Annotated in this window: 17 protein-coding genes; 5 read left to right on the top strand and 12 right to left on the bottom strand. The window is 52.4% G+C overall.

Annotated elements, in window-relative coordinates; translation table 11 throughout:
• From G5B47_RS20010 to G5B47_RS26065, 4 genes are all read right to left on the bottom strand, one after another.
• Positions 1-1,086, bottom strand: coding sequence for an ABC transporter ATP-binding protein (locus G5B47_RS20010; protein WP_165101879.1), 1,086 nt, complete (start codon positions 1,084-1,086; stop codon positions 1-3).
• A 66-nt stretch (positions 1,087-1,152) separates the two neighbouring features.
• On the bottom strand, positions 1,153-2,292 hold the full coding sequence (locus G5B47_RS20005; RefSeq protein ID WP_165101876.1) for an ABC transporter substrate-binding protein: 1,140 nt from the start codon (positions 2,290-2,292) through the stop codon (positions 1,153-1,155).
• 16 nt (positions 2,293-2,308) lie between these two features.
• Positions 2,309-3,337 carry a zinc-dependent alcohol dehydrogenase gene (locus G5B47_RS20000; protein ID WP_165101874.1) on the bottom strand — a complete coding sequence of 343 codons (1,029 nt, stop codon included), beginning with the start codon at positions 3,335-3,337 and terminating at the stop codon, positions 2,309-2,311.
• A 63-nt stretch (positions 3,338-3,400) separates the two neighbouring features.
• Entirely contained in the window at positions 3,401-4,540 is a 1,140-nt protein-coding gene (locus tag G5B47_RS26065; protein WP_165101872.1) for a mandelate racemase/muconate lactonizing enzyme family protein, read from the bottom strand.
• A gap of 190 nt (positions 4,541-4,730) precedes the next feature.
• On the opposite strand from G5B47_RS26065, the gene G5B47_RS19990 reads away from it, so the two are divergent.
• The gene (locus tag G5B47_RS19990; protein WP_165101870.1) at positions 4,731-5,381 is read left to right on the top strand and encodes a GntR family transcriptional regulator; all 651 of its coding nucleotides are present in this window, start codon (positions 4,731-4,733) and stop codon (positions 5,379-5,381) included.
• A 21-nt stretch (positions 5,382-5,402) separates the two neighbouring features.
• Positions 5,403-6,155 (top strand): HAD family hydrolase, encoded by a 753-nt coding sequence (locus G5B47_RS19985; RefSeq protein WP_165101868.1) that lies wholly within the window; start codon positions 5,403-5,405, stop codon positions 6,153-6,155.
• Positions 6,156-6,261: 106 nt separating this feature from the next.
• Here the strand turns inward: G5B47_RS19985 and G5B47_RS19980 are convergent, their stop codons facing one another.
• A complete protein-coding gene (locus G5B47_RS19980; RefSeq protein ID WP_165101866.1) occupies positions 6,262-8,718 on the bottom strand; it encodes a glycoside hydrolase family 32 protein in 2,457 nt (818 codons plus the stop codon).
• A complete protein-coding gene (locus tag G5B47_RS19975) occupies positions 8,646-10,418 on the bottom strand; it encodes a family 16 glycoside hydrolase (RefSeq protein WP_235957236.1) in 1,773 nt (590 codons plus the stop codon). Before G5B47_RS19975 ends, G5B47_RS19980 begins: the two co-directional genes overlap by 73 nt.
• 433 nt (positions 10,419-10,851) lie before the next feature.
• Between G5B47_RS19975 and G5B47_RS19970 the strand changes: the two genes are divergently transcribed.
• Both G5B47_RS19970 and G5B47_RS19965 read left to right on the top strand, forming a co-directional pair.
• Complete coding sequence (locus tag G5B47_RS19970) at positions 10,852-12,375, top strand: nitrogenase component 1 (protein ID WP_165101863.1); 1,524 nt, start codon at positions 10,852-10,854, stop codon at positions 12,373-12,375.
• A gap of 31 nt (positions 12,376-12,406) precedes the next feature.
• A complete protein-coding gene (locus tag G5B47_RS19965; RefSeq protein WP_165101860.1) occupies positions 12,407-13,771 on the top strand; it encodes a nitrogenase component 1 in 1,365 nt (454 codons plus the stop codon).
• 95 nt (positions 13,772-13,866) lie between these two features.
• Here G5B47_RS19965 and G5B47_RS19960 read toward each other — a convergent pair whose 3' ends face one another.
• Together G5B47_RS19960 and G5B47_RS19955 are read right to left on the bottom strand one after the other, a co-directional pair.
• On the bottom strand, positions 13,867-14,658 hold the full coding sequence (locus G5B47_RS19960; protein WP_165101857.1) for a TrmH family RNA methyltransferase: 792 nt from the start codon (positions 14,656-14,658) through the stop codon (positions 13,867-13,869).
• Between the two features lie 42 nt (positions 14,659-14,700).
• Positions 14,701-15,360 carry a potassium channel family protein gene (locus G5B47_RS19955; RefSeq protein ID WP_165101855.1) on the bottom strand — a complete coding sequence of 220 codons (660 nt, stop codon included), beginning with the start codon at positions 15,358-15,360 and terminating at the stop codon, positions 14,701-14,703.
• 204 nt (positions 15,361-15,564) lie between these two features.
• Between G5B47_RS19955 and G5B47_RS19950 the strand changes: the two genes are divergently transcribed.
• Positions 15,565-15,807, top strand: coding sequence for a small acid-soluble spore protein SspI (locus G5B47_RS19950; protein WP_165101852.1), 243 nt, complete (start codon positions 15,565-15,567; stop codon positions 15,805-15,807).
• 95 nt (positions 15,808-15,902) lie between these two features.
• Here the strand turns inward: G5B47_RS19950 and G5B47_RS19945 are convergent, their stop codons facing one another.
• The 4 genes from G5B47_RS19945 to G5B47_RS19930 form a co-directional block, all read right to left on the bottom strand.
• Positions 15,903-17,489, bottom strand: a complete 1,587-nt coding sequence (locus G5B47_RS19945) for a peptide chain release factor 3 (RefSeq protein WP_025336410.1) — start codon at positions 17,487-17,489, stop codon at positions 15,903-15,905.
• Between the two features lie 287 nt (positions 17,490-17,776).
• On the bottom strand, positions 17,777-19,330 hold the full coding sequence (zwf, locus tag G5B47_RS19940) for a glucose-6-phosphate dehydrogenase (protein ID WP_165101849.1): 1,554 nt from the start codon (positions 19,328-19,330) through the stop codon (positions 17,777-17,779).
• A gap of 216 nt (positions 19,331-19,546) precedes the next feature.
• On the bottom strand, positions 19,547-20,383 hold the full coding sequence (locus G5B47_RS19935; protein ID WP_165101846.1) for a YwmB family TATA-box binding protein: 837 nt from the start codon (positions 20,381-20,383) through the stop codon (positions 19,547-19,549).
• 284 nt (positions 20,384-20,667) lie between these two features.
• Positions 20,668-21,321 (bottom strand): response regulator, encoded by a 654-nt coding sequence (locus G5B47_RS19930; protein ID WP_025336413.1) that lies wholly within the window; start codon positions 21,319-21,321, stop codon positions 20,668-20,670.
• Between the last annotated feature and the right edge of the window lie 17 nt (positions 21,322-21,338).

The raw sequence follows: 21,338 nt of genomic DNA, 5'->3' as shown, positions 1-21,338 counted from the left end.
TTAGCTCCCCCACTCTTTGACGATAACCGCATCCTCCGGACGGAAGAACAGATCCACGCTCTCTCCCTCAGAGAATTTCACGTTCCCGTCATCCTTCTGCTGCTTCAATAGAATATGTGTTCCTCCGGCCTCTCTGAACGTCAGCTCTCTATCTGCGCCATAATAGGTTTCTTCCACGAAGACCGCGCTGAGACGGTTAACATACCGTTCATCGTCTTTGGAGGTCCGGAGCTTCTCCGGACGGACCGAAATGTAAACATGCGGCTCTCCCGAGAGATTCGAAGCCTCATTTGTCATCGCTTGAAGCCCGGCGTCACTCACAAAGCGGGTTGGCCCTTCCATTCTTCCTTTAATCAGATTGGATTTTCCGATAAAACCGGCAACGAAGCTCGTTTGGGGCATTTCGTAAATCTCCTCTGGCGAACCCACTTGATGCAGCACGCCGTTCTTCATAACGGCAATACGGTCCGACAGGCTCAGTGCTTCCCCCTGATCGTGCGTGATGTACACGAAAGTGATGTCCACTTCCCTTTGCAGATGCTTCAGCACCCGCTGCATTTCTTGCCTTAGATGAAAATCGAGCGCGGAAAGCGGCTCATCCAGCAGCAGAACTTCCGGTTTGGAAATGAGTGCCCGGGCTAACGCGACACGCTGCTTCTGTCCGCCGCTGAGCTGATTCGGAGAACGATCAAGAAATGGGTCCATGCTTACCATCTTCAAGCTTTCGATCACTCTGGAACGAATCTCATTCTTCGGCACCTTCCTGAGTTTTAGAGGATAGGCCACGTTATCATAGACTGTCATATGGGGAAAAAGGGCATAGTTTTGAAACACGGTGTTCACATTTCGCTTGTAGGGAGGAATATGGTTAGCCGAGGTTCCGGATAGATATACCGCCCCCTCGGTCGCATGATCAAATCCCGCTATCATTTTCAGCGTTGTCGTTTTACCGCAACCACTCGGTCCCACAACGGAAAAAAATTCCCCTCTTCTGATCGACAAGTTTAAATCTTTGATTGCCTCGTAATTGCCAAATCGTTTCGATACCTGGCGCAGCTCCACTACAGCCTGTTCTTGATTGATCATGAGGTCTCTCCTTTCCAAAGCAAGGCTGCGGCCGCTAAGCCGCACCCTTTCATGCAGATGAATCGGTTATTGGGCCGCTTTGACTTCATTCCACAGCTTCACGCGCTTTTCAAAGCTTTCGGGGAAAGCTACGTACACAAGATTGTTGAAGTAATTCGGATCATCCATATGCGAAACCTTTTTCTCCTCGTCGGTCAGCTTGTTTGCCGAATCGGCATTCACCCCGCCGTAGCTCGTCTTCTTGATCAGCTGCGCCTGAACTTCCGACGAAATCAGATAATCGATATATACGTGGACCAGTTCGGGATCTTTGGCATCCTTGCCGATGACCGCATTGTCAATCCACACCAAAGCCCCTTCTTTCGGAATCACTTCTACGACATTCTTTCCTTCTTTTTGAAGATCCGTGATCATTGTTGGTCCCATAGAGAAGCCGATCCAGCCTTCGTCGCTTGCCATCAGATTTTTTCCGTCTTCAAAGCCGGCGTAATAGGTACGAACCAGCGGTTTCTGTTCGAGCAATTTGCTCTTCACTTGTTCCATCTGCTCGTCCGTCAGGTTATACGGATCTTCGAAGCCAAGAAGCATCGCTGTCATTGCCGTTTGATTAGCCGCATCGTCCAGGGTAACGATCTTTCCGCTGTACTTCGGATCCCACAATGCGTTCCAAGAGTCAATCGGTTCTTTGATTTTATCCGTGTTGACCATCATAGGCAGCGAACCCCAGGCAAACGGAACCGCATAGGTCTTTCCGTCCTTTACTACGTGCTTATCATTGAGCGACTTCATATTTGCGATTAGCTGATTTGTATTCGTGAGCTTCGCCAAGTCAATCGGTTGAATCAAATTCATTTTGTAGTAACGGTTTACGGACCCGCCATCCATGAAAATCAGGTCGTATTTTACAGAACCGGACGCTGCTTTGGCGAACATTTCATCAACGCTGCCGGCATAAGTGACTTTAACGGTTACGCCGTATTTTTGTTCAAAAGGCTTCACCCATTCATCTTCCTGATATCCTTCCCAGGACAGCACATTAATCGTTTCACCTTTGAACTTCGCCAGATCCTCGCCGCCATTTGCGGGAGCAGCAGAGCTTGCCGTTCGGGCGCCTGAATTTGTGGAGCTTGCGTTGCCGCCACATCCGCTGAGCCCAACCAGAATGACTACAGACATCAGAACAATCAGTACATGTTTCAGTTTCATGTTCTTCCTCCCTTAATTAATCTGCCCAAGAAATGATTGTCTTTAGACCGGTAAGGTTGCCGGCAAGCAGAATCTCTTTCGCCTCTTCCGGAGATACCACCCGTTCGACCAATGGATTCAACTCGATTTGATTACGTGCCACGCATTCGATCGCTCTGGACCAGACAGCAGGGGAATTGGTCCGACCGAAAATACGGATGCCTTTAAAAATGATTTCTCTGTGCGGAAAATGATCGGTATGACTATCATTAAAACCGTACAAGATAATCCTTCCGCCTGTGCTGGCATATCGAACCGCATCTTTCACGGTATCCGACAAACCAACGGCGTCGATGACCAATTGAAAGCCGCCTCTGTCACGTATGCTCGGATGCTCTTTGAGCGCGGCGGCCTGTCCATCGAATGGGATCAGGTCGTCTGCTCCGAATCTTTGAAGTAATTCCGCGCGCTCCGGAAGTTTGTAAACGACGCAGATGCGTCCGGCTCCCATCATTTTGGCGATTTGCGTATAATACAAGGCGGCGGGACCGTCTCCGTAAATGAGCACATGCTCCCCGGGCAGGAGGCCTGCATTATCCACAGCTCCAAAGGGACAAGCCATAGGTTCGAAAATCGCAGCCGAAACATCGCTCATTTCAGCCGGAATTTTGTGTGCGCTTTTTGCCGGAACCCTGACATAATCGGCCCATCCGCCGTTTTCGTTGATCCCAAGCTCACAATAATTCGCGCAAAATTCCGGCTGTGAAGCTTTGCAGAAAAAACATTCGCCGCAGGGCACTCCCGGATCAATTACGACCCTGTCTCCCTCTTTCAATTCTTTGACATTACCGCCCGTCTCAATTACTTTCCCGGTTATTTCATGGCCTAATATATAAGGCGGGGAATAGGGGAACTTGCCCTTTATGATTTCAACATCCGTGGCGCAGACACCGGTATAGCTTACACGAACCAGTACCTCGGTGGGATGAATCTCGGGAATCGGGACCTCTCTTAGAGCCAGAATCCCGTCCCCTTCCCATATAAGTGCTCTCATCATGCCCGCCATTATATCTCCTCCATTGGCATTCTGGCTTTCAATTGACGCTTTTACGGAAATAAGCCCCTGGTTCTATCGGTCACAGCGGTATTTCTCCAGCGCCTCTTCATTCAACTCAACGCCCAAACCGGGCTTGTCGGAAATTTCGGCATACCCGTCCTTGACGGTAACGTCGCTGAGCAGCATTTCCTGACGGATTGGCGTCTCGGCTACACAGTATTCCAGCAATGCGCCGTTCGGTATGGCCGTGACCAAATGCAGGGAGGCGGCCACAACGATTCCGCTGCTCCAGGCATGGGGCACACAGGTAATATGATGCGCTTGGGCAAGCTGGGCAATTCTCTTCGCTTCGCTGAGTCCTCCGCAGCGGGTCACATCCGGCTGGACAATGTCGACTCCGCCTTGCTCGATCAGTTCTTTGAAGCCGTAGCGCGTCGTTTCATTCTCTCCTCCGGCAATGCGGATGGAGGTTGATTCCGCCAATTTGCGGTATCCTTCGTAATCGTCGGCAAAGAGCGGTTCTTCGATCCAGTAAGGAGTGAAAGGCTCAAGCTCTTTGGCGAGCGCCATACGCGAGGCGGCGTCGATCGGGTGGTCGTCGGAGGGAATAAAGCCGAGGTCGAACAGCAAATCAATGTTCGGGCCCGCTGCTTCACGGCAAGCTTTCACCAACTCTACAATCTCCCGGTTACCCTGTTCAAATCCGCCCCAACCCAATTTGATCGCCGTATAGCCGTGCTCGACCCACTTCTTCGTTTCGTCATAGGCCTCCTGAGGGGTATAGGGCATCAAAGTGCTTGCATACGCCCGAACCTTGCCGCGCTGCGCGCCGCCAAGCAGCTTGTACACCGGCAGATTGAGTGCCTTGCCCATAATATCCCACAGCGCAATATCAATCCCGCTGATGGCATGGATGACAACTCCCCTTCTTCCATAGAAGGTGCTTCCCACATACAGCTTCTCCCAGATACGTTCGATTTCGAAAGGATTCTCTCCAATGAGCATTTCCCCAAGCCCTCGGCAAATGCGGTGGGAGGAAGGAGTATCAATAATCGACTTGACGACCCACGGAGCCGAATCCACTTCGCCAATCCCGGTAATTCCTTCATCCGTATGCACCTTAATAATGATTCCATCCTGGGCGCTGTCATTGATTAATTCAATCGTGCTGCTTTGTCTTACTGGGATTGCTTCAACCTTCGTGATCTTCACGTCATATCTCCTCCTGCTGGGTGTGATGTTTCATGACAATAATATAAAATGTCGATTGTAGATTGTCAACAATTTGTTTTGGTGTATAATATGCTTATCAACGTTCACAGGGTAATGAATCTCGTTGACAATATTTTATTGAAGCAAGTACATTGTTTATTGTAAACAATAACCAGATCGGAGATTCTTTATGACAAGTCCAAACGATTTTGAGAACTTTCAATTTAAAAAAAATGATACCGTTTCTTTGCGTCAGTTTGTTTACCAGGAAATTCGCGAAGCCATCATCAAGGGGCATCTCGAGCCGGGGGCCCGATTGCGCGAGGTGGAGATCTCCAAGCAGATGAACGTCAGCCGTGGTCCGATTCGCGAGGCAATCCGAATTTTGGAGCAAGAAGGCTTGGTCATTTCCCATCCTTACCGGGAAACGGTCGTTGTTGACCTTTCCGAAGAGGAAGTCATTCATTTGCTCGTGCCTACCCGGCGCAATTTTGAATTGTTCGCTGCTCAGAAGGCTGTCAGCGTGCTGACAGACGACGATTTTGCCTATTTGGACAACATTATTCTGAATATGCAGGAAGCGAGCGACCAGGATGATCTGGACCGTCTCTCGGATCTGGATCTGAAATTTCACGAACGGATTGTAGAACAATGTGTTTCACCCGCCATGTTCCGCATCTGGAACAGCATCTCGGGCAAGCTCCACGCACGTTTTCTCATTCAGGGCTACAGCCATTCCTCCTTACAGACCGTAGTGGAAGAACACCGCGAAATGCTTCAACTGATTCGCAGTGGAGATAAAGAACGCATCGAACAGCATTTGCAGACACACATCAAGTAGCATAAGGAGGCATGAATTAAGATGCAGGATGGCAAAAAAATATGGGTTGGTTCCGAAATCTTACATGTTCGGGCGGTAGCTTTCGACAAAGACGGCACCTTGTTCGATTCCGTGAAATTCTGGTCCTACATTGATGAATTGAGAAAGAGCGAATTTACACGTCTTGCAGGTCCCGAAGACGGGGATGAGTGGAGTGCCATGATGGGGTTTACGCAGCCGGATCACGTTGACTACACTGGGGTGCTGGCAGTAGCCACGACGCTGGAGGAAATCATTCTGACTGCGGGGCTCCTTTATCGTCTGAAGGGATGGTCCTGGTTCGAATGCAAGCAAAAGGCGCAGCAAATTTTCGCGAACGCCGACCGGCAGCTTCAATTGGAGCATGCTTTCCACTCGACGGATAACGTGCCTGATATATTTCATAATTTGCATTCCCAAGGGATATCCGTCGGGATCATGACATCGGATGCTTACGAACGCACATCACGGCTCATGCAGATGCTGAAAGTCGATCATGTGCTGGATTTTGTGATAACCCCTGAGCAAGTAAGCAAAGGAAAACCGGACCCGGAAATGGTGCATAAAGCTTGTGCGATGCTGAAGATTTCACCCGGGGAGCTGGCCATTGTCGGTGATTCCGTGGCGGATGTCCAAATGGCGAAAGCTGCCGGCAGTATCGGAATCGGGCTCATTACGTACGAAGGCTCGGAAAAGGATTTGTCTCCGCATGCGGATTTTTTAATCCATTCTCTATCGGAGATCCAAGTAAAATAAAAAATAAGCGCCTGAACCTGTATAAGGTAGAGGGCGCTTATTTGTTCTTTAAGAATACCGATGTCCCCGAAGACTTCCTTCCAGTCGTATGCAGAAATACCGGACTTTATTGTACCTTAAAATCATCGACGTTCAGATGGCCCCAACCGCCGGTAGCGGTATCGACCAGCTTGATATATACGACTTCGCCCAGATAGCCGGAAGCGTCCAGCGTCATTCTCCGGTAGGTCTCGTCATCCTCAAAACCGACGTTCGTCGTTTTCAGCAGGACTTGATCATCCGACGCTCTTACAAGAGCGACATATAGGTTCTCATAGTCATTTCCACCTCCCATAAGGAAGCTGATCTCTCCGCTTCCCGACAGCTTGAAATTGCCCGATTTCAGGACGCCGGTCGCGGCGTCGCCGCCCGCTTCCCCATTGTATCCCCAAAGATGATAAGTGCCGCTGTGGTTGAAAGGAAGAACGCCAAAGAAGTTTTTCTCCTGCGAGACATTCTTGTCGCTGAACGCATTGCCGCTCACTACCGTCCATCCGGTCAGATCGCCGGTTTCAAAATCCGGATTGATCAAATCTGTGGCGGTCGTATCAACCGGCTTCGGAGGAGCGGGCTCAAAATCCGTTTTGTTCTTATAAATGATGTTATCAAAGGCGGTTGTGGAGCCCGATACACCCAAACCGAAGTATCCGCCCGTGAACGAAGAATCGCTGACCGTGATAATCCTTGCTTTATCTAGGTAAACCTGGATCGAATCTTTCTCCGTTACTACTTTCAGATTGTAAGTCTTGTTGGCTGTCAGGTTGAGCCCGTCTTCCGCACCATAAACGGCAAGGGACACCGATTGGCCTCCGGTCGATTTGATTAATTTTACCGTGTTCGTCCGGACATCCAATCTTGCCATATACGCGTTCTCGCCCAACCGGTCGGAACGGAATATCAAATCTCCGGAGCCGACCGGATTCGGGACATAATCCTGATTCGGGTCATTCGGGTGAGAGTCGGTATCGAGAATCCGGATATCGGCTTCATACGAAGAGTCGCCGCCCGTGTTGACCGAAATGGTAATGGCGTCCATACCGGCCGTTTCCCCCTGTTTGCCATAGAGGGTATCCGCCCACATGCCGTTTATCGTGGTCCATCCGCTCAGGTTCGTTTTGACCGGGGATTTGCCCCAAATCGATTTCAGCGGGAAAATCTCCAGCGATTTCAGCTTCACGTCCCCGCCGACACTGTACATTTCAAGCCCCGTGCTGCGCGGGTCGGGGAAGACCTGATCGGTAATGGCAGCGGTACCGTTATTGCCGAATACTTCAATCGCGGAACGATCCACGAAGAGATGCATCTTGACCGTATCGTTCTCCGGCCGCAGCGGCGCCTCATGTTTGCCTTTTACATGGATGCCGTAATTGAAGTTGCCGGATTTCGAGCGGTCTACGAACAGGTTTTGCTTGGCAGTATCATACCCGACCACGACCTGTTCAGGAGTGCCTCCGTGCTTGATCGTGCCCTTGTGCACTTTAAAGCCGAATTCGGAAGCGGTCGAATGAGATATATCAAACTCGGCCAGGATTTCATATACATCCGAGGTCTTGGTAATGGCATTCGCGCTTCCGGCCGAAATCACCTGGTTTTCCATCGTAATTTTGCCGCTGTGGTCGCGGATTTTTTCCAGGCTGACCGGTGTTTGCTTGAGCCGAAGACCGTCTTCGGTCCGGGTCAGCTCCATCTCTCTCGGAAGCGTCAAAGAGCTTCTCCACGTCGTGGTCGGCGTTTTTTTGGCGTACTGCCAATTGCTCATCCAAGCGAGCCAGTACCGCTCCCCGTTCTTCCCTTCTATGTTGTTGTACGGGATACCGGCATAGAAGTCTGCGCCATAGTCCACCCACAGCACCTGATCCGCCGGATTGTCGTTTACAAACCGCTTGCCGTCGAAATCCCCGATGAAATACTGCATGCCGGCCCCGCCGCCGATCGAGCCGTTTTGCAGACTGACCAGCAGCACCCACTTTTTGTTATTGGGATTGCCATCTACCGGGAGGGTAAACAATGCCGGACACTCCCAAACGCCTGCCACCCTGCCGTTCGTCGAAGGAACCCACTCTCCGACAATTCCTTTCCACTCGGTAATCTTACCGCTCTCGTACTGCTCCGGTTCCTTCGGTTCACGGGCTTTATTATCGACTGCCTCGGGAATTGTTCCCGTGTTGTAGACATTGACGTCGTCAACATTGATATGCCCCCAGCCGCCGGTTGCATTATCGACGACCTTGATGTACAGAACCTCGCCCAAATAGTCCGAAGCGTCCCAGACGAATCGGCGATATTTTTCATCGTCCGCCCAGTATTTGTTCTCTTGCCGGATCAGCTCCTTATCGTCGGAAGCTCTCACCAAAGCAACATACCGGGTAGCAATATCATTACCCCCTCCGATCATCAGGTTGATTTCACCCGAACCGCCCAGCTTGAAATAGCTGGAATGGAGCTCGCCCGTCAAAGCGTCATAAGGAGGAACCGCCGCTCCCCATAAATGGCTGTTGCCCTGCTGCCCGAAAGGTCCGCCCAATATTCAGTCGCTTCGGAGACATGCGCGTCCGTAAAAGCATCTCCTCTTACACTTTTCCAGCCCGTCAAATCGCCAGTCTCAAAATCATGGTTCTCAATCTCGGAAGCCTCCGTGACAATATACTTTGTCTTCAGCACGCCCTGGAATTGGACTGAAGCCTTCGAAGCGTGCAGACCGAGCAAGCCTGTGGAGTAGGCCGCATCCTCCGCGTCAATAACCGGCGTACCATTCAGAAATACTTTAATCGCGCTGCCGGCTGCGCTTGTTTTCAGATGGTATGTTTTTCCTGATTCGACGACCGCCTCTTTCTCCGCGATAACCTTGCTTGCGCCGTTTACCGTTTTGATCAGCCGGACCTTGTCGTTCGCATCATCAAGCACGGCTTCATAGCCGTTTTTCCCGTCCGCGTCCGCCCGGAATACAAGCGAGCCAAAGCCGGAGGCGCCGTCATATTGGGAAATGCTCAAGTCGGTCTCATAGCTGAAATCGGAAGCGGTCTCTCCGCTCAGGGTATAGGCATCGTCCGTGGAGCTTCCGAGCTTTCCGGAATTGTTGTTCGCCCATGTCCCCGAAACGGGTGTCCAACCGGAAATATTGGTCACAAAATTTGCGGTGTTGGTAAACTTTACGTTCCGGAAGACCGCGGACGAGTTCCAGGACGACAGTCCGAAGTAGCCGCTTCCGAAAGATGAATCCTGCTGATCGATAACCAGCTTATCGTCCACATAGATTTTCACCCGATCGTCAATCGTCTCGACTTTTACATGATACGTCGTGGAAGCACGGAGATCGGCTGGCTTGGAGACAATTTCCGTAATTGAATCGTTTCCAATTTTTCCGAGCGTTAATTCATCGGTTTCCGTATTCAGCATAGCGACATAGCCGCTCTTCATCTCCGGGTCCGCACGGAATACCAGTCCTCCCTCGCCGATCAGCGTGTTGTTCTCAATGGGCATCACGTCGGCTTCGTACACAAACGACTGCCCACGCTGGGTCGATACGGCAAAGGAGTAGCCCCCTGCTTGCCCGGTTCCCTGGATGCCCCCGTCCGGGCCGAATTCGCTCTGGTAGGTCCAGTCTTTCAAGTTGGGCGACGTATAGAACATAATTCTGTCTTTGGCTGCGAGAGTCATTACCCACTGGTTAGATTCTTCATGCCAGAAGACGTTCGGATCGCGCCAGTCGGCAACGGGAGGATTCGGCATGACTGGGTTACCTTCATATTTTATCCATGTCCGGCCTCTGTCCGTGCTGTAGGCTAGACTTTGAACCTGCCTTGGTCCATTAGCGTGAGTGAAGATGGCGACCATCGCATTTTTGCCGAACCCGGCGGTATTGTTATAATCGATGACTGCACTTCCCGAGAAAATGACACCGTTTTCATCAGGCGCCAGGGCAAACGGAAGCTGCTCCCAATGAATGAGGTCCTTGCTGACAGCGTGTCCCCAATGCATGGGCCCTTGGGTCTTCTGGTAAGGGTCATATTGGAAAAACTGATGATACTCTCCCTCGAAATAAATCATTCCGTTCGGGTCATTCATCCAGTTCGCTTGAGGTGAGAAGTGAAACTGATTTCGGTGAACTTCGTTGTAATAGTTTGAGTCGGCGGCCTGGCCGGAAGCGTTACCGGTCAAGCCAGCCGGAAATGCCAAGGCGAGCGCCAGTGTTAAAGTGGCTAGCGTTTTTCCCTTTTTACTCAAAATGGAACCAACACCTTTCCCTGCGAAAGTGGACTTTTACTTTGACACGTTAATCATCCTATTCACTGCCGAAATCTTTCATTCGTTGTTTGTCTGTTGGGCTATGCCCCCTCCCCCATATATGTATTCGCTTGCAAAATAGTGGGTTAAAGTCCCATAACATGGACTCCCCAACCTATTTTAAAAAAGAATGGAAGCACTTTCAATATGCTATTTGTACTTTATTTTTCACATTGGAGGGGCTGAACGCAACAAGGAACGGCTGCCTTGTTCTTACAAAATAAGCCATAGAATATATTGACAGAATATAAACGTAAAATATATACTTTGATCATTGTATATAAAACCTAGCTATTTAGTATGAAATATTTCTGTGACTACTGCCATTACAGATCACCGGGCGTCAAATGGGATAAGAGAGGATGGATAGCGAATGGGCAAGATCAATTTGAGGATGGCTGAAGTTCAGAATCGCGAGCGGCGGCTCGGCACTATCATCGCCTGGAACGGAACAGCGTCGGATCTGCACACACAATCAGGCTATCAGCAAAGAGGAAGCGGATGTAAAAGCAATAAGGATGGATGCCGGCTGTGCGAAGCCAAAGGACCTTTCACTCAAGGCTCGGTGTGCAGTGAGCAAATGGTTGAATGTCAGGCGGGTAATGTCAGAGATGCGGTGCTGATCCAGCATTCACCGATCGGCTGCGGCGCCGGACAAGTTCCCTATAATTCAATCTACCGCAATGGATTGGCCATGAGAGGCCATAAAGTCGAGAATATTAGAATTATCAATACAAATCTGCAGGAGACGGATATGGTGTTTGGCGCGCTTGGCAAACTCAAGCAATCCATTGACGATGCTTGGGAAAGGTATTCACCCAAAGCCATTTTCATAGGAACCTCTTGCCCTACCGGGATCATTGGCGAAGATATTGAAAGTGTTGCAAAGAAGAAAGAAGAGGAGCTGGGGATTCCCGTCATTCCTCTTTTCTGTGAAGGATTCAGATCGAAGCATTGGAGTACCGGCTTTGACGCGACCCAGCATGGCATTTTGCGGCAGATTGTGAAAAAAAGCACGAAAAAGCAAGAGGATCTCGTCAATGTCATCAGTCTTTGGGGTTCGGATATCTTTACCCCTATGTTCAAAGAGTTTAATCTAAGAGTCAATTATGTTGTCGATATGGCATCCGTCTCCGATCTCGAGCAATTGTCTGAAGCGGCGGCAACCGTAGGCTTCTGCTATACGCTCTCTTCGTATATGGCGGCGGCGCTGGAGCAGGAATTTGGCGTGCCCGAAGTTAAAGCTCCGATGCCCTACGGCTTCGCCGGAACCGATGCATGGCTTCGCGAGCTCGGCAAAGTCACCCATCGGGAAGAGCTTATAGAGCAGTACATCGCGAAGGAACACGCCAGAGTGAAGCCGAAGATCGCCGAGCTCAAGAAGAAGCTTCAGGGCTTAAAAGGATACGTAGCTACAGGCTCCGCTTACGCCCACGGACTGATTCAAGTACTGAGAGAGCTGGATATTCAGGTAGACGGCTCGCTGGTGTTCCACCATGATCCCGTTTATGACAGCGGCGATGCCAGGGAGGATTCATTGGGGCACCTGATTGAACATTACGGCGAGGTCCCGTCGTTTAATGTGAGCAACAGGCAGCAGTATCAATTTTACGGTTTGCTGCAGGAGGTCAAGCCGGATTTTATCCTGATCAGACATAACGGTCTCGCGCCGCTGGCTTCCAAGCTCGGTATTCCCGCAGCCCCGCTGGGCGATGAACATATCGCGATCGGCTACGAAGGCATCGTTAATCTGGGTGAAGCGATTCTGAACATTCTCGCCCATAAAAAATTTCACGATGATCTGAAAAAGCACGCAAAACTCCCCTACAAGCAGTGGTGGCTTGAACAAAAAGACCCCTACATTCTCGCCAAGCACCCGGAATTGATCGATGCGTAAACAATGATTTTCATAGAAAAGGAGAACTACCATGGCTGTTACCAAAAATGAGCACGGGCAGACCAATTCAATCAATCAAGTGCGCTACGGCTGTGCCGTCGGAGCCCTGTACAGCGTCGTATCCATTCCGGGCGCCGTTCCCATCGGCCACTGCGGACCGGGCTGCATGGACAAGCAATACACCAGCCTGGCTTTTTACAACGGCTTTCAGGGCAGCGGGTATTCGGGAGGCTCAGTCTCTCCAAGCGTCAATGCCGGTGAGAAAGAAGTGGTATTCGGCGGCGAGAAGCGCTTGGACGAATTAATTAAATCCACTCTTAAGATCATAGAGGGCGACTTGTTTGTTGTGCTGAACGGGTGCATCGGAGAATTGGTCGGAGATGATGTCGGAGCGGTCGTCAGTAAATATCAGAAACAGGGAGTCCCCATTGTGTATGCCGAAACCGGCGGCTTTAAGGGCAATAACTTCGTCGGCCATGAGATCATAACGACAGCCATCATTGATCAATACGTTGATAAATATGCGGTTGACAAGGACCACAGGGAAAAAGGTTTGATTAATGTCTGGTCAGAGCTTCCGTACCAGAATACATTCTGGCGCGGGGACTTGACCGAGCTGAAGCGGATTCTGGAGGGCGCCGGATTCAGGGTCAATATTCTGTTCGGCGGCAAATCGGGCGGAGTCGAGGAATGGAAGACGATTCCCCATGCCCAGTTTAATCTGGTCGTCTCGCCATGGCTCGGGCTGAAAACGGCCAAGCATCTGGAACAAAAGTACAATCAGCCGTATTTGCACATCCCTGTGTTACCGATCGGTGCGCAGCAGACAGCGGCATTTATTAGACAGGTCGTTGAGTACGCGGGCATTGACCCTGCACCAGCCGAGTCTTTTATCGAGCAGGAAGAAAAAGAATACTATTATTATCTGGAGCATTTCAATGATTTCTACTCCGAATATTGGTGGGGACTGCCGGCAACCTATGCCGTAGTCGGGGACAGCACGTACAATCTGGCCTTAAACAAGTTTCTGGTAAATCAGCTTGGCTTAATTCCAAAGAGACAAATCATCACCGATAATGCGCCGGAAAAATATAGAGAAGCCATCGCTCAAGAATATCAAAAGCTCGCTCATGATGTCGCCACCACGGTCGATTTTGTTGAAGACGGCTATATCGTCGGCAAAATACTGAGAGAGACTGATTTTGGGCATAAGCCCCCGATTATCTTTGGAACAACATGGGAAAGAGACACGGCCAAGGCGCTGAAGGGCAACATCGTCGAAGTCGGATTTCCGGCGTCCTATGAAGTGGTTCTGAACAAAAGCTACATCGGATACAGAGGCGCATTGCAGCTTATTGAAAAAATATTCACTGTTGCTATAAGCGCCAGCGCATAGCTCTCGGCATGGCGCTGCTGATGGAACGGCCGGGCAATGCTCGCGGAGGGTTCGGTTCTCCCGAAGCCAGGGGGCTCTTCGCTCTATTGCCTTGTTTAATCCCCCCGCTGCCGCATCGCCTCAAACAATAAAATCGTTGCCGCCATCGCCGCGTTCAGCGATTCGGCCCGGCCCTTCATCGGGATGATGATGCTCTTATTCACTTGGGCCGCCGTTTCCGGCGAGATGCCTCGGCCTTCGCTGCCGATCACCAGCCACTGGCTGCCGCTGCGGAAATCGTGGCTGTAACAGGAGTCCACGCCCTGCAGCGAGGTGCTGACCAGCAGCACGCCGCGCTGCCGCGCCTGCGGCAGGATCTCCGCCAGATCGGCCTCGACAATCGGCAGATGGAACATCGAGCCCATCGTGGAACGGATGGTCTTCGGATTGTACAGATCGGCGCTGCCGCGGCCTAAGATGACGCCGTCCGCCCCCGCCGCGTCGGCGCTGCGGATGATGGTGCCGACATTGCCGGGGTCCTGCACGCCGTCCAGCACGACGACGAGGCTGCCTGGCTTGTCCAGCGCCGCTTCGTCGTTCTCCCGCGGCTTGCGCACCACCGCGAACACGGGCTGAGGCGTATTGGTGCTGCTGCATTTGGCAATGACCGCGGGTGAGACCGCGATCGTCTCCATGCCCGGAACGGACTGCAGCAGACCGTTCAGCTCCGCGGGCATGCCTTTGTCGATATCATAAGCCAGAATATCGACGTCCGCTTCCGCCAGAAGCGCCTCCTGCACCAGATGGACCCCTTCAATGATGTATTTTCCACTCTTGTCGCGGTGTTTTTTCTCGAGCAGTCCGGCCCATTCTTTAACCCGCGCATTTTGCGGGGACATGATTTCCATCCTAATTCAACCTTTCCGGTCAATTCCTTCGTAATTAATCCGTTATTGATAGGCTATCTCCAGCCGGTTCAGGTTATCCTTGTGTCCTACAATGACCAGCACATCTCCGCTCGTCAGCCGGTCGTCCGCGTTCGGAGTAATGTTCATATGGTCGCCCCGGCGGATCGCCATGACGTTGCAGCCGTACTTGGCGCGGATATCGAGTTCCTTGAGATTTTTGCCGAGCATCGCTTCGGGCACCTTCATATCCAGAATACTGTAATCCGGGGATAGCTCGATATAGTCGAGAATATTCGGCGAGGCCAGATGATGCGCCACCCGCATCCCCATATCCCTCTCCGGATAAATCACCTTGTCCGCACCGATCTTGCCTAGAACCTTCCCGTGCAGTTCGCTCTTGGCCTTGACGAGAATAACCGGCACCCCGAGATCCTTCAGAATTAGCGTGGTCAAAATGCTGGATTGAATATCCTCGCCGATCGCCACCACCACCACGTCAAAATTGCGGATGCCCAGCGCCCTCAGCGCCTCCTCGTCCGTCGAATCCGCAGATACGGCATGCGTCACGATTTCGGAAATTTCCTGTATGCGCTGTTCGTCCGAGTCGATGGCCAGCACTTCGTACCCCATGCCGCTCAGCGCCTTGGCCACACTGGAACCGAACCGGCCCATTCCGATGATGGCGAATTGCTTCTTGGGCATTTCTTCTCCCCCCCGTAAGCTGTCGATTGTCTCAAAACAGTATAGCATATGGAGAATTAAACTTGAATTTTAGATTCTGTAACAGGGCATATTATACCCAGCCTACTGGAGAAGAACCGGCTGCGCCCGCGTCCTGCAAGCATTGGTTTCGGATGCGGCGGTGCTTCAACAATATTCCGTCATTTTGAAAAAGGAGGTGTTGTCATGTCCATCACACTCGATTTGCGCCAGGCGATCATCCATAAAGTCCATGGTCAATCCAAAGAGGACCTGCGGGAAATGATCGACGGTTCGATTGACGGCCCGGAGGCCGCTCTGCCGGGACTCGGCGCCGTATTCGAAATGATCTGGAAAGACCTCGATCCCGCCAAAAAAGATGAAATCGTCTCGCTGCTGCACGAACACCTGAAGTCTGAAACTCCCGGCTCTCTAACGACCGGCAAATGATGGTGTAAAAAAGCCTCCGTCTCTCTAGCGCAAAAGCGCGCGAAAGACGAAGGCTTTTTGTTGGTTAGCCGACATCCCCTGCCGGCCTGATCACATTAAGGCGCCGTTTCCAGAAACTTCGCCGACGGATTTTTCTCAATAGACGTCCGCATGGCATACTCGTTCTCGAACAGCACAACGAAATTCCCCTTCTTATCCGTAACAAGCGTGGAATTGATCCGGAACTTGCCCGGGTCCGGCTTGTTCTCGTCCACAATCCAGCGCGCGAACTGATACGGCATCCGCTGAAGCTGTACATCCACGCCGTACTCGCCCTTCATCCGGTATTCGAACACTTCAAATTGCAGCTGTCCGACGACACCCAGAATAATATCGTCAAAGCTGACCGTGCGGAACACCTGAATCATGCCTTCCTCCGTTAGCTGGTCGATGCCCTTCTGGAACTGTTTCGATTTCAGCGCGTTCTTGATGCTGACCTTGGCGAAAATTTCCGGCGAGAAGGTAGGCAGCTCATCGAATACAACATCGCCCGCCTGACTGAGCGAATCGCCGATCCGGAAGATGCCCGGGTCGAACAGACCGATAATATCGCCCGGATACGCCTCCTCGACGATATCGCGGTCCTGGGCAAGGAACTGCTGCGGCTGGGACAGCTTGATGTCTTTGCCGGCCCGCACATGCTTTACGCTCATCCCCCGCTGGAACTTGCCGGAGACAATGCGCAGAAAGGCAATCCGGTCGCGGTGAGCCGGGTTCATATTGGCTTGAATCTTGAAGACGTAGCCGGTAAACTTCTCGTTCGTCGGCTCCACAATCCCCGCCGTGCTGCGGCGTGGCTCCGGCTTTGGAGCAAGCTGCAGGAAGTTCTCCAGGAACGTCTGCACACCGAAATTGTTGATCGCGCTGCCGAAGAAGACCGGCGTCAGCTCGCCGCGCAGCACCTTCTCGTAATCGAAAGGATCGCCCGCAACATCCAGCAGCTCCAGGTCCTGGCACAACTGGTCATGCAGATAATCGCCCGCCATCTCACGAATGACAGGATCATTGTAATCCTCGACCTTCTGCACTTTGATAACCGAATGGTCGTCGCCCTGGAACAGCTCCACCTGATTCATCATGCGGTCATAGACGCCGCACAGGTCGCGGCCGGAGCCGATCGGCCAGTTCATCGGCACCGAGCGGATGCCCAGCACCTGCTCCAGCTCCTCCATCAGGTCAAACGGGCTGCGGCCCTCGCGGTCGAGCTTGTTGATGAACGTGAAAATCGGAATGCCCCGCTTGGCGCACACCTGAAACAGCTTAATCGTCTGGGCCTCGACGCCTTTGGCGACGTCAATCAGCATGACCGCGCTGTCGGCGGCCGTCAGTGTACGGTAGGTGTCCTCACTGAAGTCTTGGTGACCCGGAGTATCCAGGATGTTTATCCGGTGGCCCGAATAATCAAATTGCATCACCGAGGAAGTAACGGAGATTCCGCGCTGCTTCTCGATTTCCATCCAGTCGCTTGTTGCGTGCTTGCTTGCTTTGCGGGCCTTGACCGTTCCCGCCAGCCGGATCGCGCCGCCGAACAGCAGCAGCTTCTCCGTTAGTGTCGTTTTGCCTGCATCAGGGTGGGAAATAATCGCGAATGTTCTGCGTTTGTCCACTTCCTGCTGCAAGTTCTGATCCATCGTTTGACTCATTGCACATATCCCTTCATATCTGAATTCATCACGTTTAAATATTCACGGCTAAAATTAAGCCTGTATCAAATCGGCATAATGGCCATTGTTCATTGCTCCTGTCAGTTGATTAACGGTACTTTCCCGCAGGCATCCAAGCCTTCAAAGCCGAAGGACATCGGGGCGCGGGCATCCTTTAAAGTATAACAAAATCGGGCCGGTATTATCTACCTAAAACGAGCCGGTGTGAAAAAAATCTCCCCGCTTCAAAGCAGGGAGATTTTCGAATATCTATTGGGCTAACAATCTTAATCGTTGTTCACTGACCATACAACATTGCTTTCTTTCTGCCCGTTGACCGGCCACCATTGGAAGCCGTCCTGTTCGAGCAGCTCGGCCGCTTCAACCGGACCCCAGGTGCCTGCCGGATAGGAAGCCAGATCGCTGGAATCCTCTCTCCAGGCTTTGGCGATATGATCCACGAACGACCACGCCGAGGATACCTCGTCCCAGCGGGTAAAGTAGGTGGAGTCGCCCCGCGCGGCATCATGCAGCAGACGCTCGTAGGCTTCCGGCGAGTTGATGCCGATCAGACAGCTCTGGCAGAAGTCCATGGCCAGCGGCTGAATATCCGATTCCGAGCCCGGCTTCTTGGCATTGATCTTCACGTAAATGCCTTCCATCGGGTTAACGCGGATAACGAGCAGGTTCGGCTCCAGGTTATGCTTCTGCCCCAGATAGACATTAGTAGGCATGCGCTTGAACTCCACAACCACCTCGGTCGTCTTGGCCGGCAGGCGCTTGCCTGTACGGATGTAGAACGGTACGCCCGCCCAGCGGAAGTTATCTACGAATACCCGGGCGGCAAAATACGTTTCCGTCATCGATTCCGGATTCACCTTGTCTTCCTGGCGGTAAGCCGGCAGGGTCTTGCCGTTGAACAGGCCCTGCGTATACTGCCCGCGAACCACGTTCTTGCGCACTTCTTCCCCGGTCAAATACGGACGGAGCGAGCGCAGCACCTTGACCTTCTCATCGCGGATATCCTCCGCAAGCAGACGGCTTGGCGGCTCCATCGCGATCATGGTCAGCAGCTGAAGCATATGGTTCTGGGCCATATCCCGCAGCGCACCGGCATGATCGTAATAGCCGCCGCGCTCTTCGACGCCGACCGTTTCACCCAGCGTAATCTGGATGTTGGCGATGTGCTGCTTGTTCCAGAGCGGCTCAAAAAAGGCGTTGGCGAAGCGGATCACTTCAATGTTCTGCACCATTTCCTTGCCGAGATAATGGTCGATCCGGAAAATTTCTTCTTCCTGGAAGACTTGGCGGATCTGCTCGTTCAGCTTCTCGGCCGATTCCAGATCGTAGCCGAACGGCTTTTCGATAACGAGACGACTCCAGCCCTCTCCATCCAGCATGCCTCCAGCTTTCAGGTTGAACGATACGCTTCCGAACAGCTCGGGAGCGAGCGCCAGGTAGAACAGGCGGTTGCCCGGAATGCGGAACCGCTCTTCCAGCCCTTCGGTCTGCTCTCTCAACTCGCGGAAACCATCAATATTGTTAATATCAAGCGATTTATACTCAAAATGATTGACGAATCCTGTCCATTCATTGTCATCGATGGCCTGATAACGGCTGAACTCGCGGATCGAGGCCTTAACATCTTCCCTGAACTCCTCGGGACTCCGTGGACGGCGTGCCACGCCGATTACCGCAAAATCCTCGGCAAGCTTCCCTTCACGGTACAGGCTGTAAATGGCCGGAAAAAGCTTGCGCCGGGCCAAGTCGCCGGTTGCACCAAAAATAAAAAATACAGCGCCGGGTGTTTTCAATTCATCAAAGGTTTGATTTTCAGCCATGGCTCCTCATCTTTCTCTATGCAATCATAGTAATAGTTTATTGAAATCGGTTCTCATCGTCAAATGTCAAATCGAAAGTTACAACGACGTGATGTCATTTTATCATATTCCGGATGAGGATGCTATTAGATTACCTGACAGTTTCTCTCGGAATTCGTCAAAGTTCTATTACTGTTTTTTATCATATTTAATATCTGGACTTATATAAACTGAAAATCAGTACTCAATCGTAATCAGCGGGAGTCCAAGGGTCACCCGGTTGCCGCCGAGGACATCATCCTGATGTACCGCCGCCTGTAATGCAAGATGGTGTTTCCCGCTCTGCGCGGTATGCGCAAGGGAAGGGACCGTATAGGAGGTGCTTGCGGTTGCCGCATCCGTGTAGGTTTCGGCCGCGCTCATGCCCGGCAGCTTGCCTTCAAGCGTCCGCTCCGTCAGCTTCAGCGCCCGGCTGGCCTCCCCATGCTCTCTGGACATGCCTTGCAGAGAAACGTTCCAGTCGGCGGCAATGCCTGCAGATGCCAAAATGCTGCCGGCCTCATCGGCGGCCTCGGCCATTCCCTCAGTGCGGGACAGATCATTCGTCTCCAGTGTAACGATCACATAGCTTGCGCCCTCACCCATCTCACTCCAAAACAAAGAGGTCTTCATGCCTCCGGTCTTGGCGGAGGAGCGGTAAGCGGCATGGCCTTCCTCGGACGATTGGACAGCGTCCGGCAGTCCAAGCGACTTCGCGAGCGAGTTCGCACTTTCAGGTAAGAAACCGGCCTCTCCCGTATACGAGCCCTGCCATTTAAAAACAAGCCGCAGCGGAGAACCCGGCTCCGTCACGCTCCGTCCGAGCTCCGTGAGCAGCGCGACGGAGTCCGACGGCTCTTCGGGGCCGGCAGAGCCTTGGACAACTGCTCCGCCAGGGCGCACAGCCTTCACGCCGCCCGATTCCGCCGGGCTGGCCTCCGCTCCGCTGCGGAATTCAGCCAGCATCAGCGCTGCGAAGCACAGGACGAACATCAGCAGAATCCCCTTGTTCCCTACTCTTCCCCGATTACCCATAGCTTCTCTCTCCCTTTCGGTTCCGTTCTAGCAATCTACTAGACAGGATAACCGGTCCTGAGAGATTTTATACCGCGCGCCGCAAAAAGCAGAAGCTTCGGCAATACGCAAAGAAGCCGGCTTGTTCGCCGACTGCTGTCGTTAAGGCTTGTACTACGGGCTGGATTGTCTAAAACTACAGCGGCCGATGCCACTGCTAACGGGGCGTTTATCCCTTAACTGTCACGAACCCACATCGGAGCTTATCGCTCTTTGCCGTTCCATTTATCGCCTGTCCGGAATCGCTACTCAGCCAGCCCGTTCTTATAGGCGTAAATGGCCGCCTGCGTACGGTCTTCCACGCCCAGCTTGGCGAGAATATTGGTGACGTGGAACTTCACCGTCTTGATGCCGATGATCAGCTGGTCGGCAATATCCTGATTCGATTTGCCCTGCGCCAGCAGCTTCAGCACCTCCATCTCCCGGTCCGTCAGCTCCGAGTGGGCTGGCGCCTCGATCCGGGCGTCGCTCCGGAACCGGTTCATCATTTTGGAGGCGACCTGCGAGACGAGGACGGACTGTCCCCGGGCCGCCGCCCGGATCGCATCAGCCACCTCGGTAGCGCGGGAGGTCTTGAGCAGATAGCTGAATGCGCCGGCCTCGATTACGGGGTACATTTTTTCGTCGTCCAAATAGCTCGTCAGCACAATCACCTTACACTCCGGGTAGAGCTTCATGATCTGCCTTGTCGTCTCGATACCGTCCATCCCTTCCATAACGAGGTCCATGAGCACGACATCCGGCTTGTATTCCTGCGCCAGACGAACGCCTTCCTCGCCGCCCCCGGCTTCGCCGACGACCTCGATTCCATCCTCGGTTCCAAGCACCGCGGCCAGCCCGATTCGGACCATCTCATGGTCGTCCACAAGCAGCACTTTAATCGGTTCCCCATTCTCCATGGTCGTTCCCTCCCTGA

It is taken from the genome of Paenibacillus apii, assembly GCF_011043685.1.
Classification (GTDB): Bacteria; Bacillota; Bacilli; order Paenibacillales; family Paenibacillaceae; genus Paenibacillus_AQ; species Paenibacillus_AQ sabinae.
Note: the sequence above shows the minus strand (reverse complement) of the source record. Positions and strands in the feature narration are given on the sequence as shown.

Excerpts from the sequence above, each read along its gene's own strand:
- G5B47_RS20005 (WP_165101876.1), bottom strand. The coding sequence starts at position 2,292 with ATGAAACTGAAACATGTACTGATTGTTCTGATGTCTGTAGTCATTCTG.
- G5B47_RS19985 (WP_165101868.1), top strand. The coding sequence starts at position 5,403 with ATGCAGGATGGCAAAAAAATATGGGTTGGTTCCGAAATCTTACATGTT.
- G5B47_RS19965 (WP_165101860.1), top strand. The coding sequence starts at position 12,407 with ATGGCTGTTACCAAAAATGAGCACGGGCAGACCAATTCAATCAATCAA.
- G5B47_RS19950 (WP_165101852.1), top strand. The coding sequence starts at position 15,565 with ATGTCCATCACACTCGATTTGCGCCAGGCGATCATCCATAAAGTCCAT.
- G5B47_RS20000 (WP_165101874.1), bottom strand. The coding sequence starts at position 3,337 with ATGGCGGGCATGATGAGAGCACTTATATGGGAAGGGGACGGGATTCTG.
- G5B47_RS19990 (WP_165101870.1), top strand. The coding sequence starts at position 4,731 with ATGACAAGTCCAAACGATTTTGAGAACTTTCAATTTAAAAAAAATGAT.
- G5B47_RS20010 (WP_165101879.1), bottom strand. The coding sequence starts at position 1,086 with ATGATCAATCAAGAACAGGCTGTAGTGGAGCTGCGCCAGGTATCGAAA.
- G5B47_RS19930 (WP_025336413.1), bottom strand. The coding sequence starts at position 21,321 with ATGGAGAATGGGGAACCGATTAAAGTGCTGCTTGTGGACGACCATGAG.
- G5B47_RS19970 (WP_165101863.1), top strand. The coding sequence starts at position 10,852 with ATGGGCAAGATCAATTTGAGGATGGCTGAAGTTCAGAATCGCGAGCGG.
- G5B47_RS19945 (WP_025336410.1), bottom strand. The coding sequence starts at position 17,489 with ATGAGTCAAACGATGGATCAGAACTTGCAGCAGGAAGTGGACAAACGC.
- zwf (WP_165101849.1), bottom strand. The coding sequence starts at position 19,330 with ATGGCTGAAAATCAAACCTTTGATGAATTGAAAACACCCGGCGCTGTA.
- G5B47_RS19955 (WP_165101855.1), bottom strand. The coding sequence starts at position 15,360 with ATGCCCAAGAAGCAATTCGCCATCATCGGAATGGGCCGGTTCGGTTCC.
- G5B47_RS19960 (WP_165101857.1), bottom strand. The coding sequence starts at position 14,658 with ATGGAAATCATGTCCCCGCAAAATGCGCGGGTTAAAGAATGGGCCGGA.
- G5B47_RS19935 (WP_165101846.1), bottom strand. The coding sequence starts at position 20,383 with ATGGGTAATCGGGGAAGAGTAGGGAACAAGGGGATTCTGCTGATGTTC.